This window comes from Solimonas sp. SE-A11 (assembly GCF_030345715.1).
Lineage (GTDB): Bacteria > Pseudomonadota > Gammaproteobacteria > Nevskiales > Nevskiaceae > Solimonas_A.
Genome location: NZ_JAUASX010000031.1, coordinates 1 through 21,177, shown reverse-complemented (window position 1 = coordinate 21,177; position 21,177 = coordinate 1). Strand labels below are relative to the sequence as shown.

26 protein-coding genes and 1 tRNA gene are annotated in these 21,177 nt (G+C 62.0%); 13 read left to right on the top strand and 14 right to left on the bottom strand.

Translation table 11 applies throughout. The annotated features are described in order from the left end of the window. Nucleotides 1–382 precede the first annotated feature (382 nt). Both QT386_RS22410 and QT386_RS22405 read left to right on the top strand, forming a co-directional pair. Nucleotides 383–928 (top strand): YcjF family protein, encoded by a 546-nt coding sequence (locus QT386_RS22410; protein ID WP_289275979.1) that lies wholly within the window; start codon nt 383–385, stop codon nt 926–928. Further along, on the top strand, nt 900–1,751 hold the full coding sequence (locus QT386_RS22405) for a hypothetical protein (RefSeq protein WP_289275978.1): 852 nt from the start codon (nt 900–902) through the stop codon (nt 1,749–1,751). Before QT386_RS22410 ends, QT386_RS22405 begins: the two co-directional genes overlap by 29 nt. Nucleotides 1,752–1,998: 247 nt before the next feature. Here QT386_RS22405 and QT386_RS22400 read toward each other — a convergent pair. Next, a protein-coding gene (locus QT386_RS22400; protein ID WP_289275977.1) for an IS3 family transposase occupies nt 1,999–3,149 on the bottom strand; the annotation gives its coding sequence in 2 pieces (ribosomal slippage) (nt 1,999–2,903 and nt 2,903–3,149; 1,152 coding nt in all). Between the two features lie 492 nt (nt 3,150–3,641). Here QT386_RS22400 and QT386_RS22395 point away from each other — a divergent pair. Next, entirely contained in the window at nt 3,642–4,007 is a 366-nt protein-coding gene (locus tag QT386_RS22395; RefSeq protein WP_289275976.1) for a hypothetical protein, read from the top strand. 78 nt (nt 4,008–4,085) lie between these two features. On the opposite strand, the gene QT386_RS22390 is transcribed toward QT386_RS22395, so the two are convergent. The 3 genes from QT386_RS22390 to QT386_RS22380 all read right to left on the bottom strand — a co-directional run bounded on the left by QT386_RS22390 (nt 4,086) and on the right by QT386_RS22380 (nt 6,535). Beyond that, on the bottom strand, nt 4,086–4,619 hold the full coding sequence (locus QT386_RS22390; RefSeq protein WP_289275975.1) for a hypothetical protein: 534 nt from the start codon (nt 4,617–4,619) through the stop codon (nt 4,086–4,088). 11 nt (nt 4,620–4,630) lie between these two features. Beyond that, nucleotides 4,631–5,587, bottom strand: coding sequence for a hypothetical protein (locus QT386_RS22385; protein WP_289275974.1), 957 nt, complete (start codon nt 5,585–5,587; stop codon nt 4,631–4,633). Between the two features lie 249 nt (nt 5,588–5,836). Continuing rightward, on the bottom strand, nt 5,837–6,535 hold the full coding sequence (locus QT386_RS22380) for a hypothetical protein (RefSeq protein WP_289275973.1): 699 nt from the start codon (nt 6,533–6,535) through the stop codon (nt 5,837–5,839). Between the two features lie 122 nt (nt 6,536–6,657). Between QT386_RS22380 and QT386_RS22375 the strand changes: the two genes are divergently transcribed. Further along, on the top strand, nt 6,658–6,915 hold the full coding sequence (locus QT386_RS22375; RefSeq protein ID WP_289275972.1) for a helix-turn-helix domain-containing protein: 258 nt from the start codon (nt 6,658–6,660) through the stop codon (nt 6,913–6,915). A gap of 32 nt (nt 6,916–6,947) precedes the next feature. Here QT386_RS22375 and QT386_RS22370 read toward each other — a convergent pair whose 3' ends face one another. Genes QT386_RS22370 through QT386_RS22350 form a run of 5 tightly spaced genes read right to left on the bottom strand, consistent with a single transcriptional unit; the run spans nt 6,948 to nt 10,403 of the window. Next, nucleotides 6,948–7,595: a hypothetical protein gene (locus QT386_RS22370; RefSeq protein ID WP_289275971.1), complete on the bottom strand. Its 648-nt coding sequence runs from the start codon at nt 7,593–7,595 to the stop codon at nt 6,948–6,950. Next, complete coding sequence (locus QT386_RS22365; protein ID WP_289275970.1) at nt 7,585–8,541, bottom strand: hypothetical protein; 957 nt, start codon at nt 8,539–8,541, stop codon at nt 7,585–7,587. The genes QT386_RS22370 and QT386_RS22365 overlap by 11 nt, the downstream gene beginning before the upstream one ends. Then, nucleotides 8,538–8,870 carry a hypothetical protein gene (locus QT386_RS22360; RefSeq protein ID WP_289275969.1) on the bottom strand — a complete coding sequence of 111 codons (333 nt, stop codon included), beginning with the start codon at nt 8,868–8,870 and terminating at the stop codon, nt 8,538–8,540. The genes QT386_RS22365 and QT386_RS22360 overlap by 4 nt, the downstream gene beginning before the upstream one ends. Further along, nucleotides 8,867–10,168 (bottom strand): site-specific integrase, encoded by a 1,302-nt coding sequence (locus tag QT386_RS22355; protein WP_289275968.1) that lies wholly within the window; start codon nt 10,166–10,168, stop codon nt 8,867–8,869. The genes QT386_RS22360 and QT386_RS22355 overlap by 4 nt, the downstream gene beginning before the upstream one ends. Continuing rightward, a complete protein-coding gene (locus QT386_RS22350; protein WP_289275967.1) occupies nt 10,161–10,403 on the bottom strand; it encodes a hypothetical protein in 243 nt (80 codons plus the stop codon). Before QT386_RS22350 ends, QT386_RS22355 begins: the two co-directional genes overlap by 8 nt. A 151-nt stretch (nt 10,404–10,554) precedes the next feature. Here QT386_RS22350 and QT386_RS22345 point away from each other — a divergent pair, with 151 nt between their 5' ends. After that, nucleotides 10,555–10,782 (top strand): helix-turn-helix domain-containing protein, encoded by a 228-nt coding sequence (locus QT386_RS22345; RefSeq protein ID WP_367401482.1) that lies wholly within the window; start codon nt 10,555–10,557, stop codon nt 10,780–10,782. 702 nt (nt 10,783–11,484) lie between these two features. Here QT386_RS22345 and QT386_RS22340 read toward each other — a convergent pair. Further along, nucleotides 11,485–11,561: transfer RNA gene (locus QT386_RS22340), tRNA-Arg, on the bottom strand. A 144-nt stretch (nt 11,562–11,705) separates the two neighbouring features. On the opposite strand from QT386_RS22340, the gene QT386_RS22335 reads away from it, so the two are divergent. From QT386_RS22335 to QT386_RS22325, 3 genes are all read left to right on the top strand, one after another. Next, on the top strand, nt 11,706–12,185 hold the full coding sequence (locus QT386_RS22335; RefSeq protein WP_289275965.1) for a c-type cytochrome: 480 nt from the start codon (nt 11,706–11,708) through the stop codon (nt 12,183–12,185). A gap of 231 nt (nt 12,186–12,416) precedes the next feature. After that, nucleotides 12,417–13,541 carry an outer membrane beta-barrel protein gene (locus QT386_RS22330; protein ID WP_289275964.1) on the top strand — a complete coding sequence of 375 codons (1,125 nt, stop codon included), beginning with the start codon at nt 12,417–12,419 and terminating at the stop codon, nt 13,539–13,541. A gap of 215 nt (nt 13,542–13,756) precedes the next feature. After that, nucleotides 13,757–14,422, top strand: coding sequence for a TorF family putative porin (locus QT386_RS22325; protein ID WP_289275963.1), 666 nt, complete (start codon nt 13,757–13,759; stop codon nt 14,420–14,422). An 82-nt stretch (nt 14,423–14,504) separates the two neighbouring features. On the opposite strand, the gene QT386_RS22320 is transcribed toward QT386_RS22325, so the two are convergent. The 4 genes from QT386_RS22320 to QT386_RS22305 all read right to left on the bottom strand — a co-directional run bounded on the left by QT386_RS22320 (nt 14,505) and on the right by QT386_RS22305 (nt 16,944). Further along, a complete protein-coding gene (locus QT386_RS22320) occupies nt 14,505–15,044 on the bottom strand; it encodes an ATP-binding protein (RefSeq protein WP_289275990.1) in 540 nt (179 codons plus the stop codon). A 132-nt stretch (nt 15,045–15,176) separates the two neighbouring features. Continuing rightward, on the bottom strand, nt 15,177–15,368 hold the full coding sequence (locus QT386_RS22315; RefSeq protein ID WP_289275962.1) for a hypothetical protein: 192 nt from the start codon (nt 15,366–15,368) through the stop codon (nt 15,177–15,179). A gap of 92 nt (nt 15,369–15,460) precedes the next feature. Beyond that, a complete protein-coding gene (locus QT386_RS22310; RefSeq protein WP_289275961.1) occupies nt 15,461–16,789 on the bottom strand; it encodes a HipA domain-containing protein in 1,329 nt (442 codons plus the stop codon). Beyond that, nucleotides 16,786–16,944 (bottom strand): helix-turn-helix domain-containing protein, encoded by a 159-nt coding sequence (locus QT386_RS22305; protein ID WP_289275989.1) that lies wholly within the window; start codon nt 16,942–16,944, stop codon nt 16,786–16,788. Before QT386_RS22305 ends, QT386_RS22310 begins: the two co-directional genes overlap by 4 nt. Nucleotides 16,945–17,479: 535 nt before the next feature. On the opposite strand from QT386_RS22305, the gene QT386_RS22300 reads away from it, so the two are divergent. The 5 genes from QT386_RS22300 (at nt 17,480) to QT386_RS23585 (ending at nt 21,149) form a co-directional block, all read left to right on the top strand. After that, nucleotides 17,480–17,815, top strand: coding sequence for a helix-turn-helix transcriptional regulator (locus QT386_RS22300; RefSeq protein ID WP_289275960.1), 336 nt, complete (start codon nt 17,480–17,482; stop codon nt 17,813–17,815). Continuing rightward, on the top strand, nt 17,812–19,026 hold the full coding sequence (locus QT386_RS22295; RefSeq protein ID WP_289275959.1) for a HipA domain-containing protein: 1,215 nt from the start codon (nt 17,812–17,814) through the stop codon (nt 19,024–19,026). Before QT386_RS22300 ends, QT386_RS22295 begins: the two co-directional genes overlap by 4 nt. A 566-nt stretch (nt 19,027–19,592) precedes the next feature. Continuing rightward, nucleotides 19,593–20,150 (top strand): hypothetical protein, encoded by a 558-nt coding sequence (locus QT386_RS22290; RefSeq protein ID WP_289275958.1) that lies wholly within the window; start codon nt 19,593–19,595, stop codon nt 20,148–20,150. A gap of 150 nt (nt 20,151–20,300) precedes the next feature. Continuing rightward, complete coding sequence (locus QT386_RS22285; RefSeq protein ID WP_289275957.1) at nt 20,301–20,645, top strand: hypothetical protein; 345 nt, start codon at nt 20,301–20,303, stop codon at nt 20,643–20,645. A gap of 45 nt (nt 20,646–20,690) precedes the next feature. Then, nucleotides 20,691–21,149: a hypothetical protein gene (locus tag QT386_RS23585; protein ID WP_367401481.1), complete on the top strand. Its 459-nt coding sequence runs from the start codon at nt 20,691–20,693 to the stop codon at nt 21,147–21,149. Nucleotides 21,150–21,177: the final 28 nt, after the last annotated feature.

The window sequence follows — 21,177 nt, the reverse complement described above, 5'->3', positions numbered from 1 at the left end:
CTGCTGGCGAGGTGAGATTGGCACCGCCCGCTCATCTATGATTTGCAGATTCAGGCTCGCTTTTAGCAGAGATATGGGGGAGTAGATCCGTCGGCTACATGACTACTCACATCTGGAATCGATGCGTCCAGCCCATCTGCGAATAAAGGACATGCGCGTCCGCGAAGCGCCACGTGTTGCTTATCTGGCGTCCCCCTGAGATGTTGCCAATGTCTAGCATATCCACGTGCCTTCCATCTCAAGCGCGTTCGGGAAGCAGTGCCTAAGCGAGTAAGCTGTACTGGTTAGTGCTTCGGTGCTCGGATCCTGATAATTGTGAAATAGGCTTCAGTGAATCGCCGCTGCCGTTGCGGAACATAACGTCAAACTGGGGGGGGGGGGGATGGGGAACGACTTGCTTTCGAAGGCGCGCGCCAAGCTTGAGCGCGAAGTGCTTGAGATCGAGAAGCGCACTGACATGACGGATGACCAGAAGGCGGACCGCATCGTCGTGATTTTTTCTACGGCTTGCGCAGGAGTAGCCGTGCAGCCAATTCCATTCGCGGATATTTTTATCCTTACGCCATTGCAGGCATACATGGGAACGCGCCTGGCCGCCATTCGCGGCATCCGTCTTTCGGAGCAGGAGGCCACCGACGTCCTCAAACAGCTAATGGGTGTCGTCGGAATGGGCCTGCTGGCGCAGCAACTTGGCATTGCCGCGGCGAAGGTATTGTTCCCCATTTTTGGTGGCGTGGCCACGATTCCGGTGGTGTTCGGTTTGACCTATGCAATCGGCTCGGTAATGGACCGCTATTTCGTCGCAAAATCGCAAGGCCGAACCTTGAGTGCGAGCGAAATCAAACAGGCCTGGAAAAGTGCGAAACGCAAGGGTGAGGCAGACGGGAAACAGCGAGAAAGTGACATCCGCCGTCACACCGATGGTTAGTCGACCGTCCCTTCTTTACATCCGTCGTAACTTCGACGAAGCCGCCATTTTGGTGGTCGCAACCAAGCTGGCTTTTGAGCGTGATCCGCAGTTTAGCGATTCTGAGTTGGCAACAGTCGCTGCCATGCAGCGCGCTCACCCCCAAGCCGGCGACAGCCTAGGTGCTTTGGGTGATTGGCTATCGGACATGGACGAGAGCCAAATCGATGGCGTCGTCAGCAACACCAAGGGCGTTCTGCACGAGATGGAATTCGTTCGGCTGGAGAACGACGACGGCGATTCAGTCTACGCAAGCCTGTTCGAGGCAACCAACCATCCTGGTAATGATGTTCGCTTCTTCGATCCTACTTCCGACCAGAGCTGGGCAATCCAACTTAAGGCAACCGACAACGCGGGCTATGTGCAGGATTGGCTTGATGAGCATCCGGACGGCGAGATCGCTGTCACGAGTGAGTTGGCCGACCGCTTAGGCCTCCCGGATTCGGGATTAAGCAACGCGGAGCTGACGGCTCGCACGGAAGACGTGGTGGATCGGTTGTTGAACGCAGGTGACAAGAGCGACCTGTGGGGCTATTTTCCCGCACTCACCACTGCGTCCATCGCGCTAGTGGTGTGGGAGCTTTGGCAGCGCCACCAGCGCGACGAAATTAGCATCGAGCGCTTCAGGTGGATGGCGGCACGTGTGACGGGTATAAAGATCGGAAAAATCGGCTTTCTCACGCTGGCCATGATGGTGCCTGGCCTGAATGTCGCCGTTGGTGCTGGACTGGTGGTCAGCTTGCTGTTTTCAGGTGCTTCGATGGCGAAGGCGGCGGCTCGGTGAACGGGCGACCTGGGTGAGGCTAGTCACAGTGCCTGTGACTGGAAGGCCTATCGCCGATATCTGATTTGCGGAAGTGTATATGCTGCCGCAAAGTCGTCTTATTGACTGCTCGATCTTACAAGGAAAATCGTGCGATTCGTCTTTTTCATGTTGCTGTTCGCAATTGCATCAACCTCTTTCGCAGATGAGGATGATGACTTTAACTTGACCACTAAAATAATTGGTACGGCCAGAGTTTCCTAGACACTCAGTTGCTGCTTAGCGCGTAGCGCTTTTCAAACTCTACCGGTGATACACCGCCAGCGGAACCATGCCGACGGATCGGGTTGTAGAACATCTCGATGTAGTCGAACAGGTCTGACGTCGCTGCGGCCCGTGTCGGATAGATCCGCCGCTTGATCCGCTCCTTCTTCAAGGCACTGAAGAAGCTCTCGGCCACGGCGTTGTCGTGACAGTTTCCGCGACGACTCATGCTCGGCTGCATGCGGTGCGCCTTCAGGAACGATTGCCAGTCGCTGCTGGTGAACTGGCAACCCTGGTCGGAATGGACCAGCACCCCAGGCCTCGGCTTGCGTCGCCAGACCGCCGCCACCAGGGCTTGCAGCACCAGGTCGCTGGTCATGGTCGGGCTGGTGGCCCAGCCGACGATCTGCCGGGAGTAAAGGTCCATCACCGCTGACAGGAACAACCAGCCCTCGTAGGTACGGATGTAGGTGATGTCCGTAGCCCAGACTGCGTTCGGCGCCTGGGGCGCGAACGCGCGGTTGAGGACGTTGCCGACCACGCCGACCGGGCCGCCGCGATAGCGTGGCTTGCTGCCATAGCCCACCTGCGCGCGCAGTCCCTCGGCCTTCATCAGACGCCGCACGCGATGCCGGCTGCAGGTTTCGCCGGCTTCGCGCAGGTCGAGCGTGACCTTGCGGTAGCCGTAGACCCCGCCACTGGCCAGCCAGTGATGCTTAATCAAACCCAGCAGGCGCTGATCCTCCCGAGCACGCAAGCTGGACGGCGTCCGCAGCCAGGCGTAATAGCCACTGCGGTGCACGCCCAGCACCCGGCACATCGCGCAGAGACGAAACTCCCGGACATGCACACGCATGAATGCGTACTTCGCCCTTACCCCTTGGCAAAGTACGCGGCGGCTTTTTTTAGAATGTCGCGCTCTTCGGTGACCCGCTTGAGCTCGGCCTTGAGCCGGCGCACCTCGGCCGAATCGCCAGCCGGCAGCGCCGCCGGGCTGGAGCGGGCGGCCTTACGGGCGCTCTGTACCCAGCCGTACAGCGTGTGCTTGGGCACCCCGATCCGCGCGGCCACGTCCACCACCGTGAAACCACGCTCGATCACCTGCTTTACCGCTTCGCTCTTGAACTCATCCGTGTACTGCCGATTGCTGCTCATAAACACCTCGGTCTTTGCCATCAATTATGGCAACTTGGGTGTCTACGAAATGCTGGCCGTACCAAATTAAGAATAGCTCGAGAGAGCTAATTGTAGTTGGCGGATTGAGGTACTGCGGTAACATAGGGCTGTCAAAAGCAGTATTTCAAGTTTCCACAGACTCATGGATGAACAACCTACGCAATTCTGTTGATAGCTCCGATTTTTTCCGCGTTGGCAAGCGCATAATCCAGGTGTCTGATGAGTATGCTGAAGGCGTGCGAGTCGGCTTGACGCTCTCAAGCTCCGATGCGAGCAATAAGGCCTCGATGTGCAATGAGTTCGTTGGAGTTGCCGACGACATATTGCAAAAGAATACGTACTGACCATTTTTAAGCTGAATGAATCGGCTTGCGAATGTTTCATGTAGTATTTCAGCACCACAGCGATTGACCCGGTTCTCCTTATCCATTGGCTGCCATGTCGGCGGTCTAAATGCATTTGGAGAACACCATGAAGATTGCCTGCTGTACCGACACCCACGCACGCCTCGTGGGCAAACGCTGCGACCACTGCGGCCATAGCGTCCGCTTCCAAGATCCCGAAAGCTCAGGCGGACGCCCCGCCACCTCGATCGGCGCCGAGATCGGCCGCTTCATTTCCATCGACATCGACGAAGGCCACCAGTTGCAGCGTTCCGACCTGTGCGAGGCCTGCGCCTCCGGCCTCTTGGACGGCATCCGGACTTTCCTGCCCGCCTTCCGCCCCATCGCCTCCGAAGACCCCGTAAGCGGCATCCGCACCTACTCGTATCGGCTGATCGACGCACAAACCGATAAGCCGTTCCACGTCTCGTCCTTATTCGACGAGGGCGCTTAGCGGATTGCGCTTCGAGCAGGTTCAACCCAGAAGGAGGCCCACGGACTGGGCCTCCTTCTGGGGTTTCTGCCTATCGGGCTACCGACTCTTCCGACCTGCACTGGCCTGTACCGACGCCTCCCGAATCAACTTGAGCGCCCGCGACACCCGCTGCCCCCGCCGCATCATCCACCGGCCAGCAAAGTAGGGCGGCAAGGCGCAACCCGCGAAGAGGCAGATCAACACCGCATCGTCCGAGCCCATCCTCCCCGTCAGCAGGCTCAGCCCCAAGAAGAGCACCATCAGCAGCGTCATCAGCCCGGCAAAGATCAAAAAGACGATCGCCCCCAGCCTCCAGAGCCACGGCCCCTCCTCAGCCACCCCCGTCCCCCGGGTGACATTGACGTAGCAAATCGCATCAACCACCCCCGAGCGGTCCTGCTCACCGGCCACCACCATCTCGTCCCCCGCATTCACGACCGGCGGCACATCGCCCTTGATCCGCACCTGGCGATCACCGATCGCAAACGTCGTGATGAACTCCGTCGAGACCGACATCGACGACCCCGATCCCGACCCCGTCACCCGATTGGCCGCCATCACCTGTGCGGCAGGCCCGCGTAGCAGTTCCATGGATTCCCCCTTCAAGGCGCCGCGCTCGGCAGCGAGAAGCCCGGATTAGCCAGCAGGCTGCTCCAGACATACTGGCCCGCCGACCCCGGAAAGCCATACTTCGCCGGCAGGGAATCGATGGTCAGGTTGAGCAGCCCACCGGACGTCGTGCCGGCACCCACCAGGTCCGTCCCGGTCTCATCGAAACTGCGCCGATAGCTCAGCGACCCGGACTGCGGCAGCCCGATGCTGACCACCCCGGAGGTGCTGGCAGTGGCAGGTGCCGACAGGCTCGCCGTCCGCAGCAGCGCATTCAGGTCCGCCGTGGAAACCGAGCGCATCTGCACATCCGAGCCCCCGAAGTTGGCCACCCCCGTGGCCGGATCATGGGAAACCGCGATTCGTGCATCGCTGAACTGCACGCTGCGCTCATCCGGCGCCGTCAGCTGCAGGGCGTTGTCCTTCGCTCCATAGGTCTCGATCTGCACCGAGCCCGTGGCCGACCGGGTCACCGTGCCCGACACACTCTCGAAGCTCATCGCGTAGCCGTCCACCGTGAGGTTGGCGCTCCAGGCCACATTGAAGGTGCCGGCCCCCTCCTCATTGAGGCGAACCAGCAGGTGCTTCACCTGCATCGATCCCTGGATCGTTCCGATCGCCTCCTGGCAGCCCGAGAAGCTGATCGTGGACTGCGGATCACCGGCCGGATTCGGCGTCGTGTCCGTATAGGTCACCGATCCACCGGACGTGCAGCTGCGCGTCCCGGCACGGCGACTGCCCACCCCCACCTCCGTCAGCCCAGTCAGCATCACCGACCCCAGCGTCTGGGTATAGCGATACAGCGTCCCGATCCGGGCCGCCTCCGCATCGGCCACCGCCGAGGACGGCCCATCGGATTCAGAGCCACCGCCACAGGCCGCCAGGGACAACGCCAGAACGGCTGCAAAGCCGCCGCGGGCCAGGGAGTACAGATTCAAGTTCAAGGTCATAACACCTCCACGATTCGGTTACGGGATGGCGGACCGGCTCGCCGGGCGATCGAACTCCCACCCGCACAGACAGGGGTGAGGCGACGCCGATGACGAAAACCCATCCGCCGGAAGGCCGCAGGACGCTCACACCCCAAGACGGGGCATCTGCGCCGGCGACTCCGAGCCCCTCGGGATCGGCGGCCCGAATTCCGAGCGCACCTCTCCTGTGAAGGGCAAAGAAAAGGAAAGAACCGCTCGGGGGGAGGGTTAGCGGATGCGGTAGTTCTCGCGGAACTCGCTGCCCAGGCGCTCCTGGATGAAGCGGGCCGTGGGCTGCGGCAGCAGGAACAGGCGCTGGCGGGTAAACACGTCGCGGGAGGTCTCGACGTTGGTACGGATTACCCCGTAGGAGAGCTGGTAGCCCACCCCCAGGATCGACACGAACGCCCCCGACCGATCGACCTCGACCAGGCAGCTGGAAGCATTGGTGGCATACCAGGCCCCATCCAGGCCGGGAGCCTTGGCGCCCGACAGGGCCAGGATCTTCTGGTTCACCGGCGCGCCATAGACCGCGACCGTATTGCCACGGGCCCGGGCGTTGTTGATGAACAGCAGGCCGGCGTCACTGCGCTCGATCGGCGAGGCCGCGTTCTGGGCCACCAGGGCCGCGGTGTCGTGCACCCGCGGACCTTCACGATCCACCGTCAGGAAGTGCAGCGGGTCCGCCGCCTCCTTGAAGTAGAAGCGGCAGGGAGCGCAGACATAGCCCGGCGCCGCCGTTCCGTCCGCGGCGACGAAGGTCGACATCAGCGGCTGGTCCGGGAAGGCCGCCATGTCCTGCTGGAGCCACTTGGCGTTCTGGGACTCGATGGCGTCCATGACGGCGCAGCCGGAAGTGGTGAGTGCGACGAAGAGGGCGGCGCCCAGGGTGAGGTGGGAAAAGGCTTTGAAGCGGATGGGACTCATGGATGTAGCTACCTCCTATGCGTTAACCAACCGAGAGCGATTGGTTGAAATATATACGATGCTATCTAAAAAAGGTGCGAACGTGCTTGGACTAGGTCTCAAAATGTATAGAGGCTTGGGCCATGCAGAAGAAGCGCAAGCCTTCGACTTTAAACAAGCTTTTCGGCGTCAACGTGAAGCTGGAACGCACGCGCCTGGGTATTACTCAAGAAGAGCTCGCTTTGAGGATCAAAACCGAGCAGCCGTACTTGAGTAAGGTCGAAAGGGGCGTGGTTGCGTCGTCGCTGGACTTCGTCGAGCGGATTGCCAAGGCGCTCAACGTCAAGCCGGTTGATCTACTGGACGAAAATCTTGGCCGCCGGAGCAGGGAAAGCTCCTAGGTATCGTTGCATCCAGCGGCTCAGCGTGGCCCCTACAAGGCACCCTCCTGCTCAGCGGGCGGCGCCCGGCAATACCTCAGCCGATCCTCGGCCAGGGCCAACGCCACATCCCGTTCTCCACGCAGCTTGCTGGTCATCGCTTCCAATTTGCCCACGGACTGCGCCAGCTCCGCGGCAATCCGCTGCTGATCCGCCAGCGATTCGCGCAGCCCCTTGATGACCAGGTTCTGCTCCTCGAGCAGGTCCTGCGCCTTCTGTACCTTATCGTCGTGACGCTCGACCAGCAGGGCATGCTCACCCGAGAGCCGCTCCGCAGCCACCCGCATCCAGCGATCTATCCAGGCGCGATGCTCGGCTTCCAGCTCGGGCGGCAGCACCAGCATCGAGTGCACCGCGGCAGCTGCCAGCCGCTCGCGCAGCGCCCGGATCGCCCGACTGGCGCGCTGCTTCTGGCAGCCACCCGCAGCTTCGATCAGTTCTTCGATACGGGGCGGCCGCCCCAGGCGCTGGTTGAGTTCAGCGGCCAGCTCCAGCAACTGCTCGTCGTCCAGGATCGCCGGCCGGCCCGTCGGACCCTGCCGCGGATCGTTGGCCGCCTGCTGACCCGAGTTCGGAACTTTGGAACCGTTCGGAACCGTTCCATTCGAACCGTTCCCGGAAGGCGAGCGCTTAGCGGACATGGCGACGCTCCGTGTGGCGGTCGTCATTCGCCGCAACAGCGTCCGGCTTGTAGCCGGCCAGCAGGGAAGCCATGTCACGCCCGTTGTGTCCCGCGGCGTTCCAGGCATCCAGCGACGTCACTAGCTCCGCGACGAGGTACTCGCCCCAGGGCCGCGACTTCGGGGGCGTGGCAACGTAGGCCAGGATGTACTGCAGGACCGCCGCCAGATCCGCATCCTGGGACTCGAGCCACTTCAGGTGCGGGGCCAGCAGCATCAGCGAGTGAATCTCATGGCGGATCACCAGGCCATGCAGCGCCCTGCTGGATTCCCCGACCGACCGCAGTTTTCCGAGATCATGGAGCAGGTATCCGAGCTGGGTCATGGCGGGGGCAAGGGGATCAGCGGGGAGAGCCCACCGTCCCAGGTTTGCCGCGATGTCGAGGGCCGACGTGCTGTGCAGCAGCAGGCCACCCACCTGCGCGTGGTGGTGAGCCACGCTGGCTCGACATCGCAACAGCGGAACACCGATGGCGGGATCCAGCAGCACCCGGCGCAGGAAGCCGGCCAGCGGCTCCGGCAGCGAGCGCTCGAAATCGATCAGGCACTTCAAGGCGTCGCGCGCCTCCACCGGGCAGCGGCGGTAGGGCAGCAACTCGGCGGCGCACTCCACCTGGTCCGGCTGCAGGGCGTTCAGCTGCTGGATGCGCAGCTGCGGCTGGCCGTCGAACAGCCCGACCGTCGCCTGCACCTCGACCGGCGTCCCGGCGGCCACGGAGCCGATCAGGCTCCGGCGCTCAGGCCAGACAAAGCCCAGGACCGAGCCCTCGCTGTCCTCCAGGACCACCTGCAGGCGCGACCCTCCGCTGCCGCAGGGCTTTTCGGCGCATTCGGTCAGCAGGAAGTGGCTGCGCACCGACTGGCCCTGCAGGGCAGCCAGAGCGGTGGTGGCGATTCGGGTGTTCACGAGTTGGCAGCCTCAGTCTTGTCGAGGATCTGGTTGAGGCGGCGCACCAGAGCCACCTGGGGCGCCACCTCCCGGGTGTCCTGCATGAAGTAGGGATCGTCCAGCTGGCGGTTGACCCAGCTGGCCATCGCCGTGGCATTGGAGTGGTGGCTGGCATCGCCCAGCCACATCACCAGCTCGACGCCCTTGGGATTGATCTTCTGGAGGGTCATCACACGGTTCGCCAGCTTCTGCGCCAGAACCGGCTTTGCAGAGCCCCAGACCTCGACCTCCAGGCGCTCGATCAGCTGTTCCCGCGTCAGGGCCTCAAAGGGGGAGTTCTTGCTCATGCCGCACCCCCGGTGCCCGTCCGGCCCATCTTCAGGAACTCGTCGTTCGCCGCCTGGACGCCGCCGTTGACCACGCCGGACACCAGGGTGTCGAAGGCCACGCCGTCCTTGCGCATCAGGTTGGGGACGTAGCGGCTGTAGGTGCGGAACAGCATCTCGGTGGTGGTGTGCCCCAGCTGGCGCGCGATCCACTCCGGCGACTCGCCGGCAGCCAGCCACAGCGTCGCGCAGGTGTGGCGCATCTGGTACGGCCGGCGGTACTTCAGGCCGAGGTTGCGCAGCAGCGGCGCCCAGACCCGGTCCGTGAAATTGGTGTTGTCGATCGGATTGCCGTTGCGGGTGCGGAACACGTAGTTCTCCGCCACCGACTGCGGATCCTTGAGGTAGGCCTCCGGCCGCATGGCCATCAGCGCATCGAGGACCGGCTGGCTCATGTGGATGTCGCGCTGGGAGCCGTCGTTCTTGGTGTATTCGACGCGGCCGTTCTGGTAGGTCTCGCGGATCAGCACCTGGCGGCGCTCGAAGTCGACGTGCTTCCACTTCAGGCCATGGACCTCGCTGGACCGGACCCCGGTCAGGAAGCGGAAGGTGAAGTAGGGCCGGTAGTCCTGGCGCACCCGGGCCAGGATCTGCTGCATCTCGGCGAGCGTGAACGGCTCGATGTCCTTGCGCTGCACCTTGAGGCGCTTCACAGCCAGGCAAGGGTTGCGGATTCCGTGCCGCAGCGCGGCCTCGTCCAAGATCATCCGCAGGATGCCGATGATCTTGTTGATCGTGGACGCGGAGAGCTTGCGGCCCTCAGCAGCCGGCTTGTGCGGCATGCGGACCTGCTTGTCGGCGAGCTCGGCGCGGAAACCCAGCACCATCTCGCGGGTGATCTCGTCCAGCCGCAGTTCGCCGAAGGCCGGGAGGAGGTGGCCGTCCAGGACGGACTCGACCGACACCTTGTGGGACTCGCGCCACTCGATCTTCTTCTCCGCCAGCCAGGTCTTGGTGAACTCGGCGAAGGTCGGCAGGACGACAGCGGGGGCGACCGCCGGGTAGGGCATGTTCATCGCCGGGGCCTGGGCGGGCGCCTTCGGGGCCGCGAACTTCTGAGCCATCTTGGTGCCCGGGAAGTAGCGGGCGTACTCGAAGGTGCCGAGCGAGATCTCGGACTCGATCTTGGCGAGCACCTTTTCCATCTTGCGCCGGTTGGCGGGGGTGTCGTCGAGCGAAGTCAGTTCGCGGCAGCGCTCGCCCTTGTAGCGGAAGTCGAAGAACAGCCGACCGTCGGCTCGGTTGCGGATACTAGCCATGGCACAGCTGACCCGAAGCGAGCGGGATGGCCAGGGTTTCGGCGACCGCCAGGCGCTTCTGCATGTCGCGCTCGATCGCTTCCCAGAGGAACAGGATCTTCCGGCCACCGAACGGGCGGAAGTAGTGGGTGCCTTCGATGAGGACCGAGTCCTTCAAGCGGTTGCGGATGGTGCGCGCGTCGTACTTGATGCGCGCCGCGAGTTCCTCCGTGGTGAGGTACGTGGGCTGGTTCACTGGTAATATTCTCCAAGTCATAACGCCCTCCTGGATGGCCAGGAGACCTGCAGAACGGAATAATGCCCTGCTGGATGTAATTTTGAACGACAGGACGCCCTGTGTCAAGGCTTTTTGTCATTCTGCGGGGCATAATGCTATGGAGACTGACGTGATCCGGTGCCACCTCTCACGCTTGATGGGCGAGCGGAAGATGAAAATCGTGGATGTGGCGCGAGCCACTGGGCTGCACCGGAATACGGTGACTCTGCTGTATCAGGAGAGCGCGACCCGCATCGACATCGAAGCCATCGACAAGCTTTGCGAGTTGTTCGGTTGCGAGGTAGGGCAGCTGCTCGAATTTTTCCCCGATGCTGCGGAAGCCGGCGGCAATCAATAAAGCGCTGCGGTGGCGATCGCGCGATCGTCTAGGTCAAACCGTAAGGGGCGATCGTCGACAGCTCGAGCGTCGTGACTTGGCGCAGCGATACGAGGAGTCTATTGACGGAATTCCTGGATGCTCATTTTCGTCGTGAGCTTCGGCGCGGACGGGGCTGTCCTATGGACAGAGGGGTACCGTACGAGGCATTGCCGCGGCCTGTATAGCGGGGTCAAAGGGCGGCGCACTGATCTTGAGGACGGAGCAGGCGTGGCGCCCGAGCATCACGAGCGCATGAACCCGACGAGACCATGGAACTGTCGTCCTACAAAGCTCCCGGCAGCATTCTGAGCCGCAATTCGCTATGACGGCCAAGCGCAGGCGATGCGGGCGGGCGGCCTCGTTAGGGGATGTGTTGGTAGTTATCCGGTCAAGATCTCAGGGGCGATTTTGGCGCACACTGCTTGAGTGTCTTAAGGCTCCATTGAACTGCCAATCAGTTAGGCGCGGAATGACAACTTGGATGTGGGCGCTGAGGGATTGGGTCAATGGAAGCGGTGGCCGAAATGCGTGGGCACAACCCGGGCACGGGACGGGCGCTTGTGCCCAAGCTGCGCAAAATGCCTGGGATGAGGATTGAGTCAATCCGCGACAAGCGAAGAGCGAGCGTCGCTTTTAGGAGGCAAGGCAATTGCTCCGCGGCCGTTGCCTAACTTATTGATTTGGTGCGCCCGGAGGGATTCGAACCCCCGACCCTCGGCTTCGGAAGCCGGTACTCTATCCAGCTGAGCTACGGACGCTTATGAATGTACGGCCCGCCGGCCAGGGCGCCCAGGTGCGGGCGGCGGGGCGTGACGGGGCGGGCAGGATACCCGTAAATGCCTGCACCGGCTATACTCCCGCGCCGCAAAAGCCATATAGCCAAGCCATTCAGGGAGTCGTCCGTGGAGCACAAAAACCACGATCAGGTTTTTTTCGTTAATTTCGGCAAGGTCATGGGCGGCCTGTTCCTGATCTTCTTCATCTGCATCGGCGCCGCCGCGCTGATCGACGACGGCGAAGGCCACGGTGATGCCACCGGCCCGGACCGCTTGCAGGCCCGCATCGCTCCCGTGGGCACCGTGGTGACCGACCCCTCCGTGCTGTTGCAGCTGCAGCAGGCCAACAAGGTCCAGCGCGCCGCCTACACGGGCGACGAGGTGGTGGCCAAGATCTGCGCCGGCTGCCACGAGGCCGGCGTACAGGGCGCTCCTCACGACAAGGCCGCGTGGTCGGCCCGCAAGGCCGCTGCTGGCCTCGACGGATTGGTGAAGCACGCCATCGAGGGCAAGAACATGATGCCGCCGCGCGGTGGCGATCCCGACCTGTCGGACGACGAGGTCAAGGCTGCCATCGACGTGCTGCTGAAGAAAGCGGGCGTCTGATCCGAAGCGCGCTTCACGCAAAAAGGCCGGGCTCAAGCCCGGCCTTTTTACTTTTCGGGGCCTTATAACCCTCTGTTTCATTTTCATGACATTTTTGTGAACCCCTGATAGAGTCGAGCCGCTCTGCACCATATGGGTGCTTGCGCGAGAGAGGGGATGCCGGGAGTACGCACCAAAAGCGCGCCTCGGGGTTCACAAAAAACTGATTCGAACATGTGTGAAAGGAGCGTTATGAGCAAGTACGTTGGCTTGTTGACGGCGGCGGGTCTCGCCTGCCTTCCGATGATGTCTTCCGCGGCCGCACCGACCCTGACCGAAGTCCTGGGCGCCTCGGGCGTCACGCTGGATGGCTACATCTCCGGCGGCTACACCTATGGGTTCAATGATGAGAACCCGGCCGGTGCTGACCTGCAGTTCCGCCAGTTCGATGGCAACACCGATTCCTTCGATCTCAACCAGGCTGCCTTCACGCTGGCCAAGCTGCCGGCGCAAGGCGCAGGCGGTATGGTGAACGTGATCGCCGGCGAAGACGCCAAGGTACTGAGCGCTGCCTACGGCGACGGCATCCAGAACATCAACGTCACCCAGGCTTTCCTGCAGTACGCCACCGGCGGCCTGACTGTCATGGGCGGACGCTTCGTCACCCTGGCCGGTGCCGAGGTGATCAACGACACGCAGAACGCCAACATCTCCCGTGGCCTGCTGTTCACCAACGTGCAGACCCTGGTTCACACCGGCGTGCGCGCCAGCTACAAGATGGGCGGCGCTACCCTCTACGGCGGCCTGTCCAACGCCGGCTTCGGCGGCCTGTCCTTCGTTCCCGTGCCCCCGGGCCCGGCCATCCCTCTCGGCCCCGATGCGGACACGCAGAAGACCGTCGAACTGGGCTTCAGCCTCGCTCCCTCGGCGAAGAGCAGCTTCTCGCTGGTGGGCTACCACTCGTCCGATAATGCCTTTCCGGTGGAAGAGACCCTGATCGACGCCGTGTTCAGCCTGCAGGCCACCGACACCCTCCAGTTGGTCCTGAATGCCGACTACCGCGTCTCCAAGCCGGACGCTGCGGGTATCGACGACCAGAAGGTCTGGGGCCTCGCTGCCTACGGCAACATGAAGCTTGGCGACAAGACCCGCGGCTCGCTGCGCGTCGAGTACGTCGACATCAGCGACTCGTTCGTGCTCGGCACTGATACCAACGCTCAGAGCTATACGCTGACGCTGGGGCACAAGCTTGCCGACAACCTCGAGATTCTCGGCGAGCTGCGTTACGACATGGCTGATGATGATGTCTTCGTGGACGGAGCCTCGATCGAGGATAACCAGGGCAACGTCGCGATCAAGGCGATCTACAAGTTCTGATCGCTGTTCCAGATATGAGGAGGGCCGCGCAAGCGGCCCTTTCTCTTTCCGCAGCATATTTCCGGCGATGCTCCAGAATAGAGCGCAAGCACCGTCATGGAGCCTGCTCGGCCCTTGGCATGCTCATTGCTCTCTCATCGCGGGGGTTCGGCCCGACACGAATGGCCGCTGCCTTGAACCAACTTAAATTTGATTTTCCTCAGGAGAGGCGAAGCATGAAACTGAAGCACATTGCCGTTGCAGCTGCTCTGATGACCAGTGGTTCGGCGTTCGCGGGGTTCACCGGCAACGTCGGCGTGGTCAGCGACTACCTGTTCCGTGGCCTGACCCAGACCGGTAGCGATGCCGCGGTCCAGGGCGGTATCGACTACGCTCACGACAGTGGCCTCTACACCGGCGTGTGGGTGTCCAACACCAGCTTCGGCTCCCCGGAGACGGACCTGTACGTCGGCTTCGCGGGCAAGGCCGGCGAGCTGGGCTATGACGTGGGCTACATCTTCTACGGCTATCGCGACACCACCAAGGCCAACTTCTCGGAAGTCTATGTCGGCCTGTCGGCTGCCGGCTTCAGCGGCAAGCTGTACTACAGCCCGGAACTCGGCGCCACCGAAGACTCCGCCATGTACCTGACGGCCAGCTACGGCTTCGCCCTCAGCGACACGCTGACGCTGACGCCGCAGATCGGCTACAGCTGGGGCAAGGCCTGGGAAGGCACCTTCAGCGATCCGGATCAGGACAACTACATGGACTACAGCCTGTCCCTGTCCAAGACGGTGGAAGGTGGCTACACCTTCACGGCCGCCGTCGCTGCCAACTCTGAAGACGACACGCAGAACAAGGAGCGCTTCTACGTTGGCCTGAAGAAGGCGTTCGACCTGTAAAGCCTTACGGACAACTCCCAAGTCCACAAGAAGGGCCGCGCAAGCGGCCCTTTTTCTTTGCCACTCCCCCTGCGGCGGTGGATCAGGGCTGCCCGCGGTCCAGCTCGCGGTAGCGCACGGCCTCGGCGACATGGGCCTTGCCGATGACCGTCACCGCTTCCATGTCGGCAAGGCTGCGCGCCACCTTCAGCACGCGGTGATAGGCGCGCGCGGAGAGTGAAAGCCGCGTCATCGCCGTCTCCAGCAGGGTCTGCGCCGCCGGTTCCGGGCGGCAGTGCTGCTCCAGTTCCTTGGGGCCCAGTGCGGCGTTGGGTTTGCCCTGGCGCTGCAGCTGACGCTCGCGCGCCGCCACCACGCGAGCGCGCACCTGCTCGCTGGTCTCGGCGGACGGGGTGGCGGCAGCGGTCAGGGTCTCGCGCTCCACGCGCGGCACGAACAACTGCAGGTCGATTCGGTCCAGCAAGGGGCCGGAAATGCGGCCGCGGTAGCGCAGGACCTGGTCTGGCGTGCAGCGGCATTTGCCGCTGCTGTCACCCAGGTAGCCGCAGGGGCAGGGATTCATCGCCGCCACCAGCTGGAAGCGGGCGGGTGGGAAGTCGGAATTAAAAACCCCACCAAGAATTTAAACCCCCAATAAATTAGGAATTTAGACCCTCTTAAGCCAACTAAGCTAGCGTCTCAAGTCAGCTATGCACCATTTTGGCGCACGATTAGCTAAGGACATCTTCAGCCTTAACCCCGTGAGGTCCGAGGCCTAAGGGTTGCGGAAGCAATCGTATCTTTTGGGGTTCTCGCGAATCTGCTCAGCCGTGCAGTCTCGGCTTGGTGAGGGGATGGCTTCAGGCGACGCGAACCAAGCCGCGGCTTTCTGTAGCGTTCGCATGCCGAAGGCGGCCTCGGCGAGGAGCATTAAGGCGGTGACGACGGCGAGAATCAGCGGTTTCATGTCGAGGACTCAAAGAGATGAGACTCCACACTAAGGGTTTTGCTTAGGTCGCTGCCTGAATTGCCTGCATGCATAAGTTCGGATGCGCCAACCTAGAGCCTCGCTTTCAGGTCGGTGATGTTGTTCTTGATGCAGTGGGAAATCTGAGCGGCAATCGGAAAGACGGCCTCGGGGGTGTCTTCGCGCTTCAGTTCCCGATCCACGGTTGCCAATGCGGCATGCATTCGCTTGCAGGCGGCCTCAAGCTCCGACCGCAGGGCCGCCGGCCTGATTAAGACATCGCCGGCCATGGCGTCAAGCTGCTCCGGACCCAGCTGCTCCATCGTTAGTGCCCCCCCCAGGCGCTGTGGGAATTCCTGGTCTATGTCGGGATAGAGCTGTGTGCACACCAAGTCATAGGCCGGCGCGAGCTCCGCCTTGAACCCGCTGCGGATGATCGAGTAGTTCTTGGCGTGGCTGTCGCGGTTGCCGATGATGATGTTGAAGATGATGAGGAAGAGCAGTGCGCGCCGTGCTGCCGCCGGAATGGCGATTCGTTCCGGGTCATTGCAGAACTCGAACATCTGTCGCAGCGTCACGCCGTCCTGCTGTTCGTACTTGGCGGTGCGGGGACGACCCAGGGCCTGGCAGAAGTCTTCTTGGTGGATTCGCCCCACTTGGTGGAGCGGCGCGTCTGGGTGGTGGTGGATACTCAGCTTGCGGTCGTATCGCTCGATGCAGAAGGCGTGCAGCAACGGTCCATCGCGGTAGGTGCGGTAGGGCAGCAATTCCACGTGACGAATGGCGATGTTGCAGGCTCGCGCCAGGCGCGAACAGTAGAACTCGTTGTAGACGATGCCATCGAACCGCTCCTTGCCAGGCTCGTCTCCGAACTTGAGGATATGCGTCGATGCCGCGCCCAGCTTCGGGCGGAAGATGCGGGGATCCCCGTGGAAGCGGGCGACGGCGGTCTTGCTCTGCGCGCCAGCTAGGGACAGGCGCGTGCGTTCACCCTTGAACATCGCATTGGGCGCGGCCAGCAGGGCGCCGATGTACTGGCCGAGCTCATACTCGTCGGCGATCGGCGAATACCGGTCCCAAAAGGGCGCGTCCTCAGGCAGCAGGGACGCGCCCTGGGGTACAACTGCCAGAGCGCCGGCGCACTCGGCGCCAATGGCGGTCAGGAAGCCCACGTCGTCCGAGTCGTCGACCTTGTAGTGCCGGGCCAGGGCGTCGCGCGCCGCCCCTTCTGGCAGCAGGTTCCCGAAAAAGTTGCTGACCTGCGCGCCACGGTGTAGCCGCGGGTCCATGGGCAGGGATGCGGAGATCGGCCGGGGTGGCGGATCGGCAGTGTCGGGGACGTATTCAAACTCGACATCACCGTTATCGTCGCGCAGCTGGCCGACGAGATGGCCGTAACGGTAGACGTCGAGGATTCTCATGAGGTGACTGCCGTCAGGGCGATGCCCAGATTGGAGAGAACCCCGATGACCTTGCCGATCTGAGCGGTTTCCTTTCCATCCTCTAGCTCGCTGATGAAACGCCGGCTGCTACCCACCATGTTGGCGAGGTCCTGCTGGGTCATTCGTAGCTCCATCCGTCGACGGTGCACAAGGGCGCCGATGTCGGCGGCGCTGCGGACAGCTGAAGACGTGCTCCCGAGCGGGTTCATTGCGGTCTCCTAGAGATGTTCATGGCTGAAATGTAACACTTAGGGATCATATATGCACCCGATAGTGATCAAGATCAGCTGAATTCTACGATGAGGGGCAAAATGAACTCGATCGGGAGCATGATCGGGGAACCCGAACTTGTCCCTAATACTGATCTGCCGCCTGCCGCCTGCCGCCCACGCGAGTGGATCGACCCGCGGGGCTGGTGGAGGAGCGCTTGGGTCTGCCGACCCGGTCAACCTAATGGTGTGTTGGTTGATCTGACCCCCGGGGGTTAATCCCCGAGCGGCCGCGATCCAAGGCTGGGGCGGCGGAAACTCAACGCGACCGCATCTTAGTAATCACACATGATCAATTAGATATTTAAATTACTATATGTGGTAACAATATTGAACGAATCATCTTGCAGTTTTTCGGAATATAGTTGCCATGTATGGCATATAAAGACGGTAATGACCCATGTCTGATAACAAGACCGTAAGCCGTGCCGAAGCAATTCTGAACCCCGAGGATCAGGATCTCCTCGTCTCGATCGGCATCGGCATCCGCGCCCATCGCATCCAGTCCGACCTGAGCGTGCGCGCCCTAGCGGACCGGCTGGTCATTGGTGTGCAGACCGTGCTCCGAATGGAAAAGGGTGATGCACGGATTTCCATGGGCTACTACTTGGCGGCCTGTCGCGTCCTGGGCCTGCAGCTGATCGATCCGGTCCTGTTGTCTCGGCAGAGCGAGCACCTCAACCTCACGCGCCGGCGAGCTGGCCGGCGCACCGACGACGAAGCTCGATTCAAGTGAGCGATCAATGCGTGGTGTGGAGCGACGTGGGCGGGCGTCTCGTCCGCGTCGGCCGTGCCGAGATTCGCGGGCGCAGCAGTGATTTCTTCTACGTCGATCCCTATGCCGATGAGGACCGGCCCGCGATCGATCCGATCAACCTGCCGCTGAAGCGGCGCACGGTCTACACCACTTCGGCGCCTGGCATCCTATGGGGTGTGCTGAACGACGCCGGCCCTGACAGTTGGGGACAGAAGGTCCTGAAAGCCATCGACCCGGAGTGGTTCGGTCGCGCCACGGCGATCGATTATCTGATCAAGGGTAGCGGCTACGGCGTCGGTAGCCTGATGTTCAGCGAGTCCCCGGACATCAAGCCCAAGAGGCGCAAAGGCATCCAGCGGGCAGATATCAACGCAGCGGCCGAGGCGGCACATGCCGTCGAGATTGGCGAAGTGCCGCGCGCCCAGCTCCGACTGCTGCTGCAATCCTCCGTCTCCGCCGGCGGCATGCATCCCAAAGTCGCGGTGAGTGACGCTGACGGCAACGAGTGGCTGGCGAAGTTCAAGTCGGTCGAGGACGTGATCGACACGCCACGCGTGGAGTGGGCTTCGATGCAGCTCGCACGGCTGTGTGACATCGATGCGGCTGAGGTCACGCTATCTGCCATGGCGGAGCGTTCAGCACTGCTGGTGCGGCGCTTCGATCGTGAGGACGGCATTGAGCATTACGCCAGTGCGCATGGGCTGTTCAACCAGCGGACGCTGTCAGCAAAGCGCGTCGGCACCTGGGCGAGCTACGCCGGCGTTGCGCAGCTGCGGCGGCAGCTGCCAGGCCAAGGGGTCACCGCCGACGTACGCCAGATTTTCCAACGCATGGTCTTCAACGTGATGATCGGCAACACCGACGATCACGCTCGCAACCATGGCTTTGTGATGAACGCTGCTGGCGAATGGCGCCTGTCACGGGCCTTCGACGTGTTGCCCAATTTCAAGGACCAGCACCGGGACCACGCACTCGAGGTGGGACCGCGCGGGACCGAGGGCAGCTACGAGAACGTCATGGACGGTGTGGCCCAGTTCGGTCTCGACTCCAGCCAGGGCGCCCGGATCATCCGGGACATGGCCGAGCGTGTGCGGGAAAACCTCCCGCGGCTACTGACCGAAGCCCGCTGTGCCGCTGCGGATCGGGATGTGGTGATGGCACGCTGCAACTTTCCACCGGTCGGCTTGTAATAGGGCCGAAGGGCCCCGGGTGCGCGCCGCTTGGTGGCAATGCGCCGCATCGACGGGGCCAGTGCGCAGACGGGTGGCGTTTTGTAGCTGGATGGTCCCTTCAGGTGCCGGACTTCGTCCTCGGCGTGCCGCAGCCCACGTCATGCTGCAGGCTCAGGTGACGCAAAGGGGTCCAGCGCTTCTCCGATACGCGCTGGCGGCGGTGGTGGGGCTCTTGGCTCTGGGGCTCAGCAGCCGGTGCAGGGCAGGGGTCATGGCTCGGCACGATGGACAACGCAGGGGATTTTGGTGAACGGATGCTCATAGGGGGCAATGCCTCGGTAAAGGATGTGCCCATATTTAGGTCGTCGTTGGGGGTACTCTCGGTCAATGTTTCCGAAAAGTAGAAATTCTATTAATTAGTTTATTTACAATTGGTTGGGATAGTTTAGCTCCGAGATCCGTCGACGCCGGGCTTGGACGGCGGCCTAGTCAGGTGAAGCGAAGTGATGGCGCCAGGCCTGCGGGTCTGGGCGAAGATTCGGAAATCGCTGCGACGCTGAGGCGTTAGGCGGCAGGAGGTTTAGGTGGCTGCTAGGGAGAAAATTCTGGACGATTTCTCAGCCTGGGCTGCGCTTTCCGCCATGCGCTCCGGCGCGCCGGTCAAAAGCGCAACCGAGATATACGGGCTCCTGGACCCCGCCATATTCAAGCAACTGTTTCACCCCCGATCGAAGCCGATCAGTGCGCGGGAGTTCGGCAACTGGCATCGGACGACGACGGCCGCCTTGATGCAGTACGAAAATTTGTGTGAACAGGCTGGCTGGGCGGCCAAGCTCCTCAACGTCTACCTGAAAGCCCATGTGTATATAGGTGGCGCGGGGCGTAAGGGGCTGATCGCTTTGATCCATCCTCCGGTCGATAGTGGCCTCTGGCGCGGGGTGAAGACCCACTGCAAGGAGCACAAGGACCCGAAGCCCATCCTCGAACGTACTCACGTGGTACAGCGCATCTCCCAGATCCAGGACTACGAAACCTACCTGATCATCATCGAAGGACTGCGCATGGTCGCCGCCGAGTTGGGATGCCCCCTCATTGAGGTGGAACAGCTGTGGGATCGAGGCCGCACTAAATTAAAAGGCTGACCTTCCGCGCGATGCTGATTGGCATTTCAGGCTGGCGGATATCGTCATTCGGTCCATGTAAATGCGTCCTTCATATACTCCTCCAGCCTGGTGCGTGGGTGGAATTTGTCTGGGGGTTCGCCCGACGCCGATGAGAAAAGGACTTAAGGAATGACTCTGAAAATCGTGGCCTGCCCATACAACGCCTGTAATCGTCCGATTGTGCCGCGGGTTGATTCTGATTTTGTTAGATTCGTATGCATGGTTTGCCCGCATTGCGGCCAAACCATCATCCACATCACCTCTGCAGCGGACCCTCAACCTCAGACGCTGAGAGGATATGAGCAAAAGTATGGCAGTTGGAATGGTGGACCCTGTTATCGGGGCTTGACGGTCGAAGAGGCCCAGCAGCGACTTCGTGGCCTGGAGGCCCAATCAAAGGCCGTTCCCAAGCCTGAACCGAAGCAGGAAGACCCTAGCGACGATCTTGATTTCGAAGATTCCAAGTCGGGCTGAGCGCATCAGCGGGGGTTAGATGGGCCGGCAGGATTGGGGGCGCAGGTGACGCAGGAATGGAAGCCATCCGACTGGGGCCGGAGCTTCACGGGCTCCCCAGATTGGCGCCTGTCGCTCGAGGAGCGCGAGCTCCGTCTGACGGTCGCGGCGCAAGAGCATCGCGCAACCATCGAAGGTGAGTCTTCCTTTCGGGTGGCTCAAGGCTTGTTCTGGACGGACTTCACCCTCCATCCAGGGAAGGTCGCCGAGGTGAAGGTCGATGGCCTGCCCAACGCCCAGGCCGCGACACTGATCGCCGCCCTGGGGGCTGTTTTGGCCGAGGTGAAGGCTCGTGAGGACGTAACGTTCCTGCGACGATCGCATTCAGTCCTCTCCGACTGGCTCGGCAGGGTTGGCGTCACATTGGCCGCCGCGTGTTGGCGCGCAGCGAAAGTTGACCCAGGGTGCGCAGCGAAAAGTGACCCACCTGTAAGGGTTGAGAGTCTAGTTCAAATCTGTGGGTAAGTTGGTCTTTCGTGCTTTGGATCTGTTC

Bases quoted from the DNA above. Each gene is read 5' to 3' on its own strand.
- QT386_RS22410 (WP_289275979.1), top strand. From the start codon at position 383: ATGGGGAACGACTTGCTTTCGAAGGCGCGCGCCAAGCTTGAGCGCGAA.
- QT386_RS22395 (WP_289275976.1), top strand. From the start codon at position 3,642: ATGAAGATTGCCTGCTGTACCGACACCCACGCACGCCTCGTGGGCAAA.
- QT386_RS22390 (WP_289275975.1), bottom strand. From the start codon at position 4,619: ATGGAACTGCTACGCGGGCCTGCCGCACAGGTGATGGCGGCCAATCGG.
- QT386_RS22385 (WP_289275974.1), bottom strand. From the start codon at position 5,587: ATGACCTTGAACTTGAATCTGTACTCCCTGGCCCGCGGCGGCTTTGCA.
- QT386_RS22380 (WP_289275973.1), bottom strand. From the start codon at position 6,535: ATGAGTCCCATCCGCTTCAAAGCCTTTTCCCACCTCACCCTGGGCGCC.
- QT386_RS22375 (WP_289275972.1), top strand. From the start codon at position 6,658: ATGCAGAAGAAGCGCAAGCCTTCGACTTTAAACAAGCTTTTCGGCGTC.
- QT386_RS22370 (WP_289275971.1), bottom strand. From the start codon at position 7,595: ATGTCCGCTAAGCGCTCGCCTTCCGGGAACGGTTCGAATGGAACGGTT.
- QT386_RS22360 (WP_289275969.1), bottom strand. From the start codon at position 8,870: ATGAGCAAGAACTCCCCCTTTGAGGCCCTGACGCGGGAACAGCTGATC.
- QT386_RS22355 (WP_289275968.1), bottom strand. From the start codon at position 10,168: ATGGCTAGTATCCGCAACCGAGCCGACGGTCGGCTGTTCTTCGACTTC.
- QT386_RS22330 (WP_289275964.1), top strand. From the start codon at position 12,417: ATGAGCAAGTACGTTGGCTTGTTGACGGCGGCGGGTCTCGCCTGCCTT.
- QT386_RS22325 (WP_289275963.1), top strand. From the start codon at position 13,757: ATGAAACTGAAGCACATTGCCGTTGCAGCTGCTCTGATGACCAGTGGT.
- QT386_RS22315 (WP_289275962.1), bottom strand. From the start codon at position 15,368: ATGAAACCGCTGATTCTCGCCGTCGTCACCGCCTTAATGCTCCTCGCC.
- QT386_RS22310 (WP_289275961.1), bottom strand. From the start codon at position 16,789: ATGAGAATCCTCGACGTCTACCGTTACGGCCATCTCGTCGGCCAGCTG.
- QT386_RS22305 (WP_289275989.1), bottom strand. From the start codon at position 16,944: ATGGAGCTACGAATGACCCAGCAGGACCTCGCCAACATGGTGGGTAGC.
- QT386_RS22300 (WP_289275960.1), top strand. From the start codon at position 17,480: ATGTCTGATAACAAGACCGTAAGCCGTGCCGAAGCAATTCTGAACCCC.
- QT386_RS22285 (WP_289275957.1), top strand. From the start codon at position 20,301: ATGACTCTGAAAATCGTGGCCTGCCCATACAACGCCTGTAATCGTCCG.